Below are 13885 nucleotides of genomic sequence, written 5' to 3' on the forward strand. Positions count from 1 at the left end.
CGGCCATGATGGCACGACGTTTGTTACCGGTTGGTGAAGGGAGCCGGGCCGGGGTGCTGCTCCCGTCACGCGGCCAGCCGCCGGGGCGACAGGCCGTCGAGCAGCAGGCGGTTCACTTCCAGCAGCGGCTCGACCGGCTCCGTGCCCGCCATCACCGCGCTGGTGTGCCGGTCGACCCACAAGGACAAGGAGATGAGGCCAGCGCGAAGCTCGGGCGGGAGCGCGTTGCCGACCGCTCCGCAGCTCGCGGCGAAGGTGCTCCGCATCTCGCGGTTGCGATGCAGCGGGGGCATCAGCGCGGCGCCGCGCAGCCCGCCGGTCCAGGCCTCCTCGATCGCCCGGGTGACTTCGCTGATCAGCCGATGTTCGGTGGCGCGCGGCGTTTCGGCCAGCGTGCGGACGCGCTGATAGGCTGCAAGCGACATGTTCTTCCTCCCTGCTTCCCCATTGTAGACGACGGCGGTCTGCTAGCGCCGGGACTGGTTCCGTTTTCCGGCCCCGGACGACCGGTCCGCTTGCCCCGGCCTCTATAAGGACAGGGAGCAGAGGCGGGGCGCAGGCGTGATCAACGGAATCGGATGTCTGGTCATCCTGGCCTGCGTGTTCGGCAGCTTCATCGTTGCCGGCGGCAAGATGGCGGTGATCCTTCATGCCCTGCCGCACGAGATGGTGGCGCTCGGCGGGGCGTCGCTCGGCGCGTTCCTGGTCGCCAACTCCATGCGGACCGCCAAGCTCGCCGGCAAGGGAGCGCGCTGGACAAGCGCCATGTACCGCGAGCTGCTGACCCTGCTGCTCGCGCTGCTCAGCACCTTCAAGAAGGACGGCGCGACCGGGATCGAGCGGCATCTCGATGCGCCACCGGAGAGCCCGATTTTCTCCCGCTACCCCGACATCCTCGCGGACCACCACCTGGTGGAGTTCATCTGCGACTACACGGAGGCGCAAAAGCTGCTGAACGAGGTGCACAAGGACGCGGAGCGGCTAGTTGCAGACCTAGTGCCCGCCAAGATCACCGTGTCGGGCATGCAGCGCATCCTCCAGAACCTGCTGGGCGAAGGCGTGTCGATCCGCGACGTGCCGACCATCCTCGAGGGGCTTGCCGAGGCGGTGCCGCTCACCGCGAACCTCCAGCAAGTCACCGAGCATGTCCGCGCCCGCCTCGCCCGGCAGATCTCCGCCGCCACGCCCACGACGGCGCGATCCCGGTGGTGACTCTGTCGGCCGAATGGGACGGCGCGTTCGCCGAGAGCATCGCCGGCCAGGGCGACGAGCGGCACCTGGCGATGGCGCCGTCCGCGCTGCAGGGCTTCATCGCGGCGGTGAGGAAACGTTCGACCGGCTGGCACAGGGCGGCGAGATCCCGTGCATCCTGGTCAGCCCGTCGATGCGCCCGTTCGTCCGCTCGATCATCGAGAGGGTGCGGCCGGCGACCACCGTGCTGTCGCAAAGCGAGATCCAAACCCGCGCATGAATCCGCTCGCTCGGCACGATCGGTTGAACGGGCGCGCTATAATGGTGGGGATGGAGATAGCGTCAGAGCTGGTGAGCGCCGCGATGGTGCCGGCCGCGGGTACGGCCGCCATGCGCGCGGCGGCTTCAGCCACCGGTGAGTTCGCCGGCTTGCTCCAGCCTGCCTTGTCACCGTCGGCCAGCGGCGGGCAGCCTGTTCCGGTCTCCCCGGTAATGCTGGCGTCCGTGCCCGTCGGTCCGCTCCCTGAGCTTGCGGTCACAATGCCTGGGTCGGAAGCGGCGCCTGCGCCGCCGTCCCCGTCGGCAACCAACCCGCAGGCGGCGACGCTGACGGCGATTGCGTCGGTGCCGGGCGAGATGTCACCCGAACGCCCGGCGGAGGCAGCCGCAATCGATGAGGCCCGCGAGGAGCCGGATGCGCTTGCCGCACCTATATTCCGGGAAGTGCTGTCGGCTCTCCCGCTTATGTCGCCCGCAAGTTTGGGTGAGCCGAAGGCCGAGGTGCCCACAGGGGAGCTGCCGGTGGAGACCATTGTCGAAGACGGGCATGAAGCTGCCGACCGTGGAGACGGAGCGGCGATCGCAGCACCGAACGGTCCACCGCAAGCCCATGCCATGAGCGCTGAGGTCGCCGGGCAAGGGCGTGGCCGGCAGGAACCTGCTTCAAGCGATCGGCGCCCCGCCGACGCGGTTGCCGAAGCACCGGCGCGCTTGACGCTGATCGCTACCGTTCCCGAGCAGGGTGGCGGCGACCCGTCCTTGAAACCGGCCGCTCGCGCCATGCCGGCAGCCACCGACCCTGCCGCAGCGCCGGCCGCTCCCGTCACAGCTCCGCCCGCGCTCCACCCGGCGGCACCGTCGGCGCAGGCGACGCCGGCCGCGGAGCCTCAGCCGACGGCGTCGCTGGGCACGCCGCGGCTCAGCTTCGATCGTGATTTCGGCGAGCGGCTGGGCATCCTCGTCACCCGCCAGGCGGGGGAGGGCGCAGGCGAGGTGCAGATCCGCATGGACCCGGCGGAGCTTGGCCGAATTCACGTCCGCCTGTCCTTCGACGAGGGCGGCAGCCTGCGCGCGGTGGTCGGGGCGGACAGTCCGCAGGTGCTCGACGCCATCCGCCGCGATGCCGGGGAACTCGGCCGCGCGCTGGCCGACGCTGGCGTACGGACGGACGCGCAGAGCTTCCGCTTCGACCGCGGCCACCAGTCGGGCGGCGGCGGCGACCTGCCGCGGCCCTGGCGGCAGGGGCAGGGCGATACCCGGGCGCAACCCGGGGAGAATGACGACGAACCCATCCGCTACCGGCCGCTACGCGGAGCCGGCCGCGTCAATTTGATGGCATGAGGACCAAGGCAGGAGCATTGTATCTACCGCGGCCGCAACAGCCCCAGCCGCCGCGCCCGCCGGCATGTTCGGCGCGGCCGGCGGCGACTTCACCATGTTCCTGAAGCTGCTGACCACCCAGATGCAGAACCAGGACCCGCTCAGTCCCATGGACACGTCGCAATATACCCAGCAGCTGGTGCAATATTCACAGGTCGAGCAGTCGATCAGCAGACCGGCCTGCTACGCGATCTGCTGGGCCGCATGTCGGCCAACGACATGACCGAGGCCGCGGCGCTGATCGGACGGGAGGCAGAGTTCGATAGCGTGATCGCGGGGCTTGGCCACGAACCCGCAAGCTGGAGTTGGTCGCTCCCGCGCAACGCTGCGACGCTCACCGGCGAGGTGGTCGATTCGGCGGGGCGCAGCGTGGCGACGGTGACGCTCGATCGGGCGGCCACCAGTTGGGCGCTACAGCTGGGACGGCCAGCTTGCCGGAGGAGGGCAGGCGCCGGACGGAGCCTATCAGCTGAAGCTCAGCGCCTCCGACTCCGCCGGCAACGGCGTGCCCGTGACGATCCGCTCGGTCGGCACCGTGCGCGAAGTGGTGCAAAGCGGCGGCGAGCTGTGGCTGAAGCTGGGCGGGGCATCGTTGCCGCTCAGCGATCTCGTCCGCGTCGCTGCGCCGCCTGCCGCTTGAGGAGCACGGCTGGGCCGAACGGCATCTTTCCTGTGGACGGGCGCCGCCGGTAGAATGGGGCCGTTCGCAGGGACCGCCCCCGGCTTCCCCCACAATCTTTTCCACAGATGCTCCGTTTGCGGCATCTGGTTCGCTTGGGCCCTTGCGCGTAAAGCTCGCTCATGGCCGATATCCTCCGACATCCAGGCGCAGCGGACGTGCCCGAAGCGCCCTCGCTGCCCAGCAACATTGAGGCGGAGGCCGCGCTGCTCGGCGCGCTGATGCTCGACAACCGGCTGGTCGAGGACGTGCAGCTGAAGCTCCGCTCCGACCATTTCTTCGAGCCGCTGCACGGCCGCATCTACGACGCCATCCTGCGCATGACCGACCGCAACATGGTCGCGAACCCGGTCACGCTGCGCCCCTTGTTCGAAGGCGACGAGGCGATGAAGGAGGTCGGCGGCGCCTCCTACCTGGCGCAGCTGACCGGCTCGGGCGTGGCGATCATCGGCGCAAGGGATTTTGCCCAGCAGATCTATGACCTCGCGCTGCTGCGCAGCCTGGTGGCGGTCGGGCGCGACATGGTGGAGGGCGCGCTCGACACCTCGGAGGACGTGCTCCCGCTGGAGCAGATCGAGCGGGCGGAGACCGAACTCTACAAGGTCGCCGAGCAAGGCGGGGGCGAGGGCAAGGTCAAGGCGTTCGCCGATGCCACCAAGCTGGCGCTGGAAACGGCGGAAAAGGCGCTCAACAGCGGTGGCCATCTCAGCGGCATCACCACTGGGCTCGACAGCGTGAACAGCAAGATCGGCGGCATGCACCCGTCCGACCTGATGATCCTGGCGGGCCGGCCGGGCATGGGCAAGACCTCACTTGCCACCAACATCGCCTACTCTGCGGCGCGGCGCTTCCTCCAAGACCAGGAAGACGGGATCGAGCCGGGCAAGTCCGCCGGGGCGGCGGTCGCCTTCTTCAGCCTGGAGATGTCGGCCGACCAGCTGGCCACCCGCGTTCTGGCCGAGCAGTCGGGGATCAGCGCCGAGAACCTGCGCATGGGCAAGATCAGCCAGGCCGAGTTTCGCAACCTGGCCCGGGCCGCGGCCGAGCTGCAGGCGCTGCCGCTATACATCGACGACACGCCCGGCCTGACCATCGCGGCGCTGCGGGCACGGGCGCGGCGGCTGAAGCGGCAGAAGGGCATCGGCTTTGTCGTCATCGATTATCTCCAGCTGCTGCAGGGGACGGGCAAGAACTCCGGCGACAACCGGGTGCAGGAGATTTCCGAGATCAGCCGCGGCCTTAAGCAGCTCGCCAAGGAATTGAACGTGCCGGTGCTTGCGCTGTCACAGCTCAGCCGCGCGGTCGAGCAGCGTGAGGACAAACGCCCGCAGCTATCGGACCTGCGGGAATCCGGCTCGATCGAGCAGGACGCCGACATGGTCTGGTTCGTCTACCGCGAGGATTATTACATCAATGCCAAGGAGCCCAAGCGGCCGATCGAGGGCGACGATGCCAAAATCTTCGAAGCGCACGAACAATGGATGCGCGATATCGAGCGGGTGTACGGACTGGCCGAGCTGATCGTCGCCAAGCAACGCCACGGTGCCACCGGCAAGGTCCGCCTCCGCTTCGACGCGCGCATCACCAAGTTCAGCGACGCCGCCGACGAAGCCTACCTGCCCGAGATGCGCGGCTAACCTTTTCCGGGAGGGGAAGAGGCGGGCTGGCCTCGGTTTCTGCAACCGGACCAGCCCGCTTTGCTTGCGGTGCCCCAGGCAGGGCTACCGGTTGCCTCAGTAGGTCGAGGTCGTCGAAGTCGAGGTCGTCGGCGAACCCGATGAACCGTCCCGCGAACGGCTGGAGTTATGGCCGCCGGCGCGGAACAGGATATCCTGGACCTGATCCTGCGAGATCCCGCCGTCGCTGGTATCGACCGAGACGAAGATGCCGCCGTTGTTGACCCGGTCGCCATAGTAGCGGCTGTCTTCGTCGCTGACGCCGTGCTTGCTGAAGAGGTCGCTGAGGCCACCGGCCGCGGCACCGATCGCCGTGCCGGTCAGCGCTGCGCCACCGACTGCCGCTTCGGCGATTGCTCCGGCGGCGACCAGCGGACCCACGCCCGGAATGGCGAGTGCGGCGACGCCCAGCAGCGCGCCGATACCCGAGCCTGCCGCAGCCTTCGACAGGAAGCTGGCGGGCTCGTCGCTGTTGCTGACCTTCTCGCCGCTGCCGGTGGTCTCGGTCGTGGTGCCTTCGTGGCGGCCGATGACGGAGATCGCGCTGTCGCGGACTCCGGCCGAGCGGAGGTCGCCGATCGCGCGTTCGGCCTCGTTGTAGTTGTCGAATACTGCGGATGCGACTCTACCTTGCATGGCTTGGCTCCTCTGTTGGTTGGTGATGCCTGTAAGCGCAGGACGGCGGCGGTTGTTCCTGACGCTGCGAGCAACCGGCGTCGCAGCGGTACGTTTCTGGCTGCGGCGCTTGAAGAGGAGACACGGCGCAGTGGACAGGTCCCCGACAAGACGCGAAGTGATCACTGCGGCCGCCGTCCTCGGGATCGGCCTGAGCGGCTTCTTCGATGGCATCCTGCTGCACCAGGTGCTGCAATGGCACCACCTTCTGAGCCTGGTGCCCGGCGAGACCTTCCGCAGCATCGAAGCGCAGATCCTCGCCGACGGCCTGTTCCACGTGCTGATGTACCTGGTCACGGCTACCGGGCTGTACCTCCTGTGGCGCGTGCGGCGGCACTTCGCGGAGGGGGTGGGCTGGCGCACCGTGATCGGCGGTGCGCTGGTCGGCTTCGGCCTCTGGAATGTGATCGATGTCGGCTTCTTCCACTGGACGCTTGGCATCCACCGCATCCGCGTGGATGTGCCCGACCCCATGACCTACGACCTGGCCTGGCTGGCGATCCTTGGCGGCGTGCCGCTGGCGATCGGCTGGCTGCTGCTCCGCAAGGAAGGCACGAGCGACGGAGTGGGCGCCGGAGGTTCGGCGGTCACCCTGGCGCTGCTCGCGCTGCTCGCTGCACCCCTCGCGAGCCTGCCGCCGCCGAACAGCCGCACGGCGATAGTGCTGTTCGCTTCGGGCGGCACTCCGGTCCGAGCCTTCGAAGCGGCGCTGGCGGCGAACTCGCCGGTCGTGTGGATGAGCGCGGACGGCAGAATGATGGCGGTACGGACGGGAGGCGCGGGCTCGGCTGCCGAACTCTACCGGACGGGCGCGACCCTGGTGACCCGTTCGCCCGCGGTCGCCGGCTGCGTCGCCGCGCTCCGGACCTGACCCGGCTAATCCTCGAGCATGTTGGGGTCGCGCAAGCCCTCGTTGATGCTTGCCCGCGCGATCTCGGCCTCGCTGCTGGTGACGGGGTAGGCGCAATAGTCGGCCGCGTAGTAGGCGCTCGGCCGGTGGTTCCCCGACAGGCCGACCCCGCCGAACGGGGCGTTGCTGGGCGCGCCGTTGGTGGGCTTGTTCCAGTTGATCACGCCCGCTCGGACGTTGGCCCAGAAAGTGTCGTATAGCTCCGGCGAGCCGCCGACCAGGCTGGCGGCGAGGCCGTAGCGAGTGCGGTTGGCCTGGTCGATCGCCGCGTCGAAGTCGGGCACTCGGATTAGCTGCAGGACGGGGCCGAACAGCTCCTCGTCGGGCAGGTCGTCGATGCCGGTGACGTCGATCAGCGCCGGCGTCAGGAACGGCTGGTCTTCGCGCGGCCGGTCCAACCGGCGGAGCACCCGGCCGCCCTTGATCATCAAATTGAGGAACTGCTCCTGCAGGTGATCGGCGGCGGCGTTGTCGATGACCGGGCCCATGAAGGGCTGGGGCGTTGCGTGCGGATGGTCGACGATGATCCGGTCGAGCAGCTTCAGGATGGCTCGAACCAGCGCGTCGGCCTCGCGCTCGCCCACGATCAAGCGCCGCGCGGCCGTGCAGCGCTGGCCCGCGGACAGGTAGGCGGATTGCACCGCGATCACCGCGGCCGACTGCACATCCTTGGCGTTCCACACGACCAGCGGATTGTTGCCGCCCAGCTCGAGCGCGAGAATCTTGTGCGGGATCTCGGCGAATTGGCGGTGCAGCGCCATGCCGGCCCGCGCCGAGCCGGTGAACAGCAAGCCGTCGATCCCGTCCTGCGAAGCCAGCGCTCGGCCCTGGTCCGGGCCGCCGATCAGCAGGCGAACCACCTCCGCGGGAATGCCGGATTCGTGGAAGCAGTCGACCAGCAGCGCGCCGGTGGCAGGTGTCTTCTCCGACGGCTTGAAGACCACCGCGTTGCCGGCGAGCAGGGCGGGGACGATGTGCCCGTTGGGCAGGTGCGCGGGGAAGTTGTACGGGCCGAGCACCGCCAGCACGCCGTGCGGCTTGTGCCGAACCGCGATCTTGTTGCCGAGCGCCGCTTCCATGCGCCGGGTGGGGGTGCGTTCCGAGTAGGCGTTGATCGAGATGTCGACCTTGCCGACCACCGCGCCGACCTCGGTCTTCGCTTCCCACAGCGGCTTGCCGGTCTCGCGCGCAATCAGGTCCGCCATCTCCGCTTCACGGGTGCGCACGACGTTGGCGAAGCGGCGCAGCGCCTCGCTGCGATAGGCGACCGATTGGGCGGCCCAGGCGGGCCAGGCGGTGCGGGCGGTGGCGACTTCGGCAGCGGCATCGCCGATCGGGCCGGACCAGAGTTCCGCACCGGTGGCCGGTTCGGTGGAAACGAGAATATCAGACATTGGCGCGCTTCCGAGCATGGCGGGCGAAGTGCGTCAAGCTGGCGGCCGCATCGCCTCCCCTCCGCGCACTTCCAACGACGCTAGGCGCTGCCGAAACCTTGGTGCGCTTCGCCCATGCGCCGGATGGCGGCGACCTTTGTCTCGAAGCGGGACCAATCGTCCGTTTCGGCGATCGGCGCCCAGATCGCTTCCACCTCCTCGATGTGCATGGAGCAGGGTTCCGGGTCGGCCCAGTAGGGATGAGTGCGCTCGCCTTCCCGCCCGGCAAGCGCATCGGCCAGCGCCCGGAACGGCTCGGCGCCGTAGGGCTCGTCCTCCGGCACGCGGCCGCCGCGCCAATCGAAGAACAGCCGGTCGATCCCGACGGCTCGGCTGGCCAATGCCCCCAGGAGCGCGCGAGCGAGAGTGCGGTCCGCTTCCGGCTCCGTGCGCCGCACGCCCAACCGCGTCAGCAACGCGTCGACCAGCGCCAGCTGGAAGCGCTCCGGCCACTGCTCCAGCACTTGCCCCAGCGCCGACCCGTCCGCGAGGTAGGTCAGGCACCCCGCTAACTGAGCCAGATTCCACTGGATCGCTTCGGGCTGGCGGCCAAAGGCGTAAAGTCCCGAATGATCGAAATAGGCCGCGGTGAACTGCGGGTCCCATTCGGACGTGAACCGCCACGGGCCGTAGTCGAAGCTCTCGCCGGTGATGGCGATGTTGTCGGTATTGAGGACCCCGTGCACGAAGCCCGCCGCCATGTAGCTCGCCGCGAGCCTCGCGGTGGCGCTCGCGACCAGGTCGAACAGGCGCACGGCGTTCTCCCCATCGTCCTCGCGCGGCGCCTCGTCGTAGAGGTGCTGGAGGCAATAGCGGGTCAGCTTGGCGAGGTTAGGGCCGTCCTCGAAGAAGGCCAGCCGCTGAAAGGTGCCGATGCGGATGTGCCCATGCCCCAGCCGGGTCAGCACCGCCGAGCGGGTGGGGGAGGGCTCGTCGCCGCGGGTCAGCTGCTCGCCGGTTTCGAACACGGCAAAGGTCTTGGAGGTATTGACGCCAAGCGCTTCCAGTATCTCGGTCGCCAGCATTTCGCGCACCGCGCCCTTGAGCGTCAGCCGGCCGTCGCCGAACCGGCTGTAGGGTGTTTGGCCCGAGCCCTTGGTTGCGAGGTCCAAAAGCCGGTCGTCCGGCCCACGCAGCTGCGCGAACAGGAAACCGCGCCCATCGCCGATGTCCGGATTGTAGGACCGGAACTGGTGCCCGTGGTAGCGGAGCGCCAGCGGCTGCGGGAGGTTGTCGGGCAGCGGCTCGAAGCGCTGGAAGTGCGCCGCCCAGTCGATTTCCACCAGGCCGATCGCGTCGGCCCATCGCCGGTTGGTAAAGCGTTCAATCGCCTGCGGAAAACGCGCGGGCTCGACCGGGTCGTAGAAGTCGGGGCCGAGCTCCAGGATGCGCGGGTCCGGTCGGTAGGGTTGCTCTTTTTTCATGGCGTCCGGATAGGGGGCGGAAAGACGAGGAAACGCGCGTGAAGCCATTCGAGGACCGCCATTTCAACAGCGCCGACGGCATCCGCCTCCATTATCGCGAATATGCCGGCCCGGCGGACCAGCCGCCGGTGCTCTGCCTGCCCGGCCTCACCCGTAATTCCCGCGACTTCGAGCCGGTGGCCGAAGCAGTCGCGGGTGAGTGGCGGGTGCTGGCGCTCGACTTCCGCGGTCGCGGGCTGAGCGGCCCCGATCCCGACCCGCGCCGCTACCTGCCGAAGACCTACGTGCGCGACGTGCTGAAGCTGCTCGACCAGCTGGGGATCGCCGATGCGGTGTTCGTCGGCACCTCGCTGGGTGGCCTGGTCACCATGCTGCTCGCCGGGGACGATGAGGAGCGGGTCGCGGGAGCGCTGATCAACGACATCGGGCCGGAGGTCGACCCCGCGGGCATCGAGCGGATCCGCGGCTATGTCGGCAAGCCGCAGCGCTGGGCGGGCTGGACCGAAGCCGGGCAGGCGTTCCAGGCAGCGCAAGGCGATGTCTATCCGGCGTGGAAGCCCGCCGCGTGGGAGCGTTACGTGCGCCGGCTGTGTCGCGAGAACGAAGATGGTTCGATTGTGCTCGACTACGACATGGCGATTGCCGAGCCCTTCGGGCAAGCGAACGACAGCACACAGCCGAACCTGTGGCCGCTGCTGAATGGGCTCGACGGCAAGCCGGTGACGATCCTCCGCGGCGAGCGCAGTGACCTGTTCTCGGCCGAGGTCGCCGACCGCATGGTGCGGGAGCTTGGGGAGGCGGCCGAACTGGTGACAGTGCCCGGGGTCGGCCATGCGCCGTCCTTCGATGAGCCGGAGTCGATCGCTGCGCTCCGGCGCTTGCTGGACCGGGTCAGGACCGCGCAGGGCTGACCCGCTAGGCGGCGATCCGCTTCAGCTTGTCCAACGCCGCCGGGTCGCCTTCCTCCGGCGCGATCGTCGCGACGAACTTGCCGGCACGATCGAACAATAGAACGGTCGCGCCATGGTCCATCGTATAGCCGTCGGGAGCCTCCGCATCCGGCACCTTGGCCTGGTAGATGGCGTGCTGCTTGGCCATCTGGTCGATCTGCGCACGGCTCCCGGTCAGGCCGATGATCGGCGTATTGAACAGCTGCGCATATTTGCCCACCGCTTCCGGCGTGTCGCGCTCCGGGTCAACGGAGACGAACAGGATCTGGAACGCGTCCTCGCCTTGGCCGAGCCGCTGGCGCAGGCCGGCCAGCCGCGCGAGGGTGGTCGGGCAAACGTCGGGGCAGTGGGTAAAGCCGAAGAACACCGCATAGGGCTTGCCCGCCAGCTGCGTGCTCGAGAACGGCCGCCCGTCCGCACCGGTCAGGGTAAAGGGACCACCCACGGCAACACCGGTGGAAACGGACTGAAGCTGGCCAGCCTGCGACGCCGGCCGCAGCAGCAGCCAGGCGAGCGCCAGCGCGGCGACCGCGACCAGCGCCCAGACGATCAGCCGCACCCGCCGCAGGCCGGCGGGCGGAGCGCTAGTGCTGGTGGTGTCCGGCATCGCTGGCCTGCAGGCGGATCGGCACGGCCAAGCGGACGGTCCCGACGCGTGCAAAGCGCAGGGTGAGCGGCAGCTGCTCGCCGACGCGCAGCGGTGACTCAAGGCCCGTCAGCATGACGTGCAGCCCGCCCGGCTTCATCTCCACCATCTGGCCAGCACCCACCGGCACCGCACCGGCGGAACGCATCCGCACCACGCCACCGGCGGTGGTCGTCACGTGGACGCTCGCCTTCGCCGCCGCGGGGGTGGTCACCGCGACCAGCCGGTCGCCGCTCCGCTCTCCGTTGTGGATGGTGAGATAGGCGGCCGAGCCGGTCTGCCCGGGCACGGTGGCCCGAGCCCAGCCGCTCACATGCATCGCGGGGCCTTGGGCGGGCGCGGCTGTGCTGGCGAGGAGCGGCACGGCGAGAAGCGGGAAGATGCGCATGGGCGCTATCTAGGGCGCTAGTCGGGCCGGGTCCAGATAAAGGCGGCGGCGCCCAGGCACGCAGCCAAGGGCAGGAGCGACCAGAGCGGCTCCAGCACGATCAGCCCGGCGGCGCTGCTCAGCAGCAGTGCAGCGGAGGCCGCCAGCTTGCCGCGCCGGCTGATCGCCCCGCGGTCCCGCCAGGCGCGGATGCTTGGACCCGCCCGCGGGTGCGCCAGCAGCCAGCCTTCGAGCCGCGGGTCCGAGCGGGTGAAGCACCAGGCCGCCAGGATCCAGAATGGGACGGTGGGCAGCAGGGGCAGGGCGATCCCGATGAAGCCGAGAACCAGCCCGACCAGCCCGGCCCCGAGGAACATGCCGCGCTTCACCCGCGACCGCTCGATCAGTGCAGCGACTCGACGATCGTCACGTTGGCGATGCCGCCGCCCTCGCACATGGTTTGCAGGCCGAAACGCTTGTCCCGCGCCTCCAGCGCATGCAGCAGCGTCGTCATCAGCTTGGTCCCGCTGGCGCCCAGCGGATGGCCGAGCGCGATCGCCCCGCCGTTGACATTGAGCCGCTCGGGATCGCCGCCCAGTTCGCGAAGCCAGGCCAGCGGCACCGGCGCAAAGGCCTCGTTAACCTCGTACAAGTCGATGTCGCCAATCCGTCGGCCCGAGCGCTCCAGCGCCCGGCGGGTGGCAGGGATGGGCTCCATCAGCATGATCACCGGATCGCCCGCGGTCACCGTGAGGTTGTCCACGCGCGCGAGCGGGGTCAGGCCATGGTCCTTGAGCGCGCGCTCGCTCACCACTAGCACGCCCGACGCCCCGTCGCAGATCTGGCTGGCGTTGCCGGCGGTGACAACTCCGTCGGGCTTAAGCATCTTGAGGCTGGCAAAGCCCTCCGGCGACGCGTCGAAGCGGATGCCCTCGTCGCGGGTGTGACGCGTCTCGCTGCCTTCGGCGTCGACCACCTCGAGCGGCACGATCTCGTCGGCAAAGTCCCCGCGCTCGGTCGCGGCGGCGGCGCGGCGGTGGCTCTCCAAGGCGAAGCCGTCCAGCTCTTCCCGGCTCATCTGGTAGTTGCGCGCGATCATCTCCGCGCCGATGAACTGGCTGAACTCGGTAACGCCGTAGCGGTCCTTGATCGCCTGCGACCAGGGCCCGGTGCCGATGCCCGCCTGCATCGGCAGGAACACGGGCGTGCCCATCGGCACCCGGGTCATGTGCTCGACCCCGGCGGCGATCACCACGTCCTGCGTACCGCTCATCACCGCCTGCGCCGCGAAGTGCAGCGCCTGCTGCGAGCTGCCGCATTGGCGGTCGATGGAGACCGCCGGCACGCTGTCGGGCAGCTTGGAGGCCATCACCATGTTGCGGCCGATGTGGAAGCTCTGCTCGCCCACCTGGCTGACGCATCCCGCGATCACGTCCTCGACGCTCGCCGGGTCAATGCCCGACCGCTCGACCAGTGCGTCCAGCACCGCGGCGCCGAGGTCGGCCGGGTGCCAGTCCTTCAGCGCCCCGCCGCGCTTGCCCCCCGCCGTCCGCGCCGCCGCTACGAGGTAGGCCTCAGCCATCGCACCATCCTGTCCGGTGAAGGTGGAGGTGGGACCAGTTCAAGGTGCACAAGTCTCCCCTCTCGATATGCTGATATATGGAGGTTTACAGCGAATTGCACCAGCAGTGCGCATAGGTGGTGGGCGCTAGGCTGGTAGAAGCACTGGTTTTTAGCGACTTATGGATGCAGTTCCCTGCACTTCCGAACAGGGAGTCGGCGGCGCCATAGCAGGCAAGTCGTTGCTAGAAATCAGGGGAAGAACAACCGCCGGGATCGGGCGAATGCCCGGACGCCCGATGCGCTCAGTGCCGAGGGTTTGCTATGCGCTCATCCCGGTCGTTCGCAGTGCCTTTTCCGTGACCCTAAGCAAACGCCCGTTCAGCTTAGTAGCTCATGTCCGGAAACGACCCATTGCGGACCTTCAGTGCAGCCGTATGCTCGACAAAGTATGACCATTGAAATGTGGGTATTGGCAGGCTTCGTTGTCGGCCTCATCTTCGGTTTAGCTAAGCCCGAGTATGGCTGTATGGTATTGGCGGTCATCCCGGTTGCCATGTTCGCTTATATTTGGTGGTGTCAAAGCCAGAACCCAGACGCCCTTACCTCCACAAGCGTACTCAATTTTGTGTTCGGGCCGCTTTGGCCAACTCTTGGAGCTGTCGGGGGGTGGTTCACTGGCGTGCTGCTGTATCGCTTGTTGAGACGCGACAGC

General features: G+C 68.5%; 15 protein-coding genes and 2 pseudogenes. 9 read left to right on the plus strand and 8 right to left on the minus strand.

The annotated features are described in order from the left end of the window. Positions 1-65 precede the first annotated feature (65 nt). A complete protein-coding gene (locus QZX62_RS06680; RefSeq protein WP_294173126.1) occupies positions 66-425 on the minus strand; it encodes a flagellar biosynthesis regulator FlaF in 360 nt (119 codons plus the stop codon). A gap of 136 nt (positions 426-561) precedes the next feature. On the opposite strand from QZX62_RS06680, the pseudogene QZX62_RS11850 reads away from it, so the two are divergent. The 6 genes and pseudogenes from QZX62_RS11850 to QZX62_RS06710 all read left to right on the plus strand — a co-directional run. After that, positions 562-813: pseudogene (locus QZX62_RS11850) on the plus strand (motility-associated protein); the annotation flags it as partial. 117 nt (positions 814-930) lie between these two features. Beyond that, positions 931-1471, plus strand: a pseudogene (locus QZX62_RS11855) (FHIPEP family type III secretion protein); the annotation flags it as partial. Positions 1472-1521: 50 nt separating this feature from the next. Continuing rightward, positions 1522-2811: a flagellar hook-length control protein FliK gene (locus QZX62_RS06695; protein ID WP_294173131.1), complete on the plus strand. Its 1290-nt coding sequence runs from the start codon at positions 1522-1524 to the stop codon at positions 2809-2811. Positions 2812-2875: 64 nt separating this feature from the next. Further along, the gene (locus tag QZX62_RS06700; protein WP_294173133.1) at positions 2876-3073 is read left to right on the plus strand and encodes a flagellar hook capping FlgD N-terminal domain-containing protein; all 198 of its coding nucleotides are present in this window, start codon (positions 2876-2878) and stop codon (positions 3071-3073) included. Positions 3074-3355: 282 nt separating this feature from the next. Beyond that, the gene (locus tag QZX62_RS06705) at positions 3356-3490 is read left to right on the plus strand and encodes a hypothetical protein (RefSeq protein WP_294173135.1); all 135 of its coding nucleotides are present in this window, start codon (positions 3356-3358) and stop codon (positions 3488-3490) included. Positions 3491-3651: 161 nt separating this feature from the next. Further along, positions 3652-5166 (plus strand): replicative DNA helicase, encoded by a 1515-nt coding sequence (locus QZX62_RS06710; protein WP_294173136.1) that lies wholly within the window; start codon positions 3652-3654, stop codon positions 5164-5166. Positions 5167-5262: 96 nt separating this feature from the next. Here the strand turns inward: QZX62_RS06710 and QZX62_RS06715 are convergent, their stop codons facing one another. Continuing rightward, entirely contained in the window at positions 5263-5841 is a 579-nt protein-coding gene (locus QZX62_RS06715; RefSeq protein WP_294173137.1) for a hypothetical protein, read from the minus strand. Positions 5842-5998: 157 nt separating this feature from the next. Between QZX62_RS06715 and QZX62_RS06720 the strand changes: the two genes are divergently transcribed. Next, complete coding sequence (locus tag QZX62_RS06720; protein ID WP_294173138.1) at positions 5999-6751, plus strand: DUF2243 domain-containing protein; 753 nt, start codon at positions 5999-6001, stop codon at positions 6749-6751. Between the two features lie 5 nt (positions 6752-6756). Here QZX62_RS06720 and astD read toward each other — a convergent pair whose 3' ends face one another. Further along, positions 6757-8184, minus strand: a complete 1428-nt coding sequence (gene astD / locus QZX62_RS06725) for a succinylglutamate-semialdehyde dehydrogenase (RefSeq protein WP_294173139.1) — start codon at positions 8182-8184, stop codon at positions 6757-6759. Positions 8185-8264: 80 nt separating this feature from the next. Further along, positions 8265-9647 (minus strand): protein adenylyltransferase SelO family protein, encoded by a 1383-nt coding sequence (locus tag QZX62_RS06730; RefSeq protein ID WP_294173141.1) that lies wholly within the window; start codon positions 9645-9647, stop codon positions 8265-8267. Between the two features lie 38 nt (positions 9648-9685). Between QZX62_RS06730 and QZX62_RS06735 the strand changes: the two genes are divergently transcribed. Continuing rightward, a complete protein-coding gene (locus QZX62_RS06735) occupies positions 9686-10558 on the plus strand; it encodes an alpha/beta hydrolase (protein WP_294173142.1) in 873 nt (290 codons plus the stop codon). A 4-nt stretch (positions 10559-10562) separates the two neighbouring features. Here QZX62_RS06735 and QZX62_RS06740 read toward each other — a convergent pair whose 3' ends face one another. Genes QZX62_RS06740 through QZX62_RS06755 form a run of 4 tightly spaced genes read right to left on the minus strand, consistent with a single transcriptional unit; the run spans position 10563 to position 13192 of the window. Further along, complete coding sequence (locus QZX62_RS06740) at positions 10563-11204, minus strand: SCO family protein (RefSeq protein ID WP_294173143.1); 642 nt, start codon at positions 11202-11204, stop codon at positions 10563-10565. Next, complete coding sequence (locus QZX62_RS06745; protein WP_294173144.1) at positions 11182-11631, minus strand: copper chaperone PCu(A)C; 450 nt, start codon at positions 11629-11631, stop codon at positions 11182-11184. The genes QZX62_RS06740 and QZX62_RS06745 overlap by 23 nt, the downstream gene beginning before the upstream one ends. Positions 11632-11648: 17 nt before the next feature. Beyond that, entirely contained in the window at positions 11649-11999 is a 351-nt protein-coding gene (locus QZX62_RS06750; protein ID WP_294173146.1) for a YbaN family protein, read from the minus strand. 14 nt (positions 12000-12013) lie between these two features. Then, complete coding sequence (locus tag QZX62_RS06755; RefSeq protein ID WP_294173149.1) at positions 12014-13192, minus strand: acetyl-CoA C-acetyltransferase; 1179 nt, start codon at positions 13190-13192, stop codon at positions 12014-12016. A gap of 429 nt (positions 13193-13621) precedes the next feature. Here QZX62_RS06755 and QZX62_RS06760 point away from each other — a divergent pair. Next, positions 13622-13885, plus strand: a 264-nt coding sequence (locus tag QZX62_RS06760) for a hypothetical protein (RefSeq protein ID WP_294173151.1), incomplete at its 3' end; no start/stop codon positions are given.

Origin of the sequence: uncultured Sphingomonas sp. (assembly GCF_902806265.1) — a bacterium.
Lineage (GTDB): Bacteria > Pseudomonadota > Alphaproteobacteria > Sphingomonadales > Sphingomonadaceae > Sphingomicrobium.

What these genes read in the sequence shown, in the direction of transcription:
- QZX62_RS06715 (WP_294173137.1), bottom strand. Translation starts at nt 5,841, where the DNA reads ATGCAAGGTAGAGTCGCATCCGCAGTATTCGACAACTACAACGAGGCC.
- QZX62_RS06730 (WP_294173141.1), bottom strand. Translation starts at nt 9,647, where the DNA reads ATGAAAAAAGAGCAACCCTACCGACCGGACCCGCGCATCCTGGAGCTC.
- QZX62_RS06740 (WP_294173143.1), bottom strand. Translation starts at nt 11,204, where the DNA reads ATGCCGGACACCACCAGCACTAGCGCTCCGCCCGCCGGCCTGCGGCGG.
- QZX62_RS06695 (WP_294173131.1), top strand. Translation starts at nt 1,522, where the DNA reads ATGGAGATAGCGTCAGAGCTGGTGAGCGCCGCGATGGTGCCGGCCGCG.
- QZX62_RS06700 (WP_294173133.1), top strand. Translation starts at nt 2,876, where the DNA reads ATGTTCGGCGCGGCCGGCGGCGACTTCACCATGTTCCTGAAGCTGCTG.
- astD (WP_294173139.1), bottom strand. Translation starts at nt 8,184, where the DNA reads ATGTCTGATATTCTCGTTTCCACCGAACCGGCCACCGGTGCGGAACTC.
- QZX62_RS06710 (WP_294173136.1), top strand. Translation starts at nt 3,652, where the DNA reads ATGGCCGATATCCTCCGACATCCAGGCGCAGCGGACGTGCCCGAAGCG.
- QZX62_RS06680 (WP_294173126.1), bottom strand. Translation starts at nt 425, where the DNA reads ATGTCGCTTGCAGCCTATCAGCGCGTCCGCACGCTGGCCGAAACGCCG.
- QZX62_RS06745 (WP_294173144.1), bottom strand. Translation starts at nt 11,631, where the DNA reads ATGCGCATCTTCCCGCTTCTCGCCGTGCCGCTCCTCGCCAGCACAGCC.
- QZX62_RS06755 (WP_294173149.1), bottom strand. Translation starts at nt 13,192, where the DNA reads ATGGCTGAGGCCTACCTCGTAGCGGCGGCGCGGACGGCGGGGGGCAAG.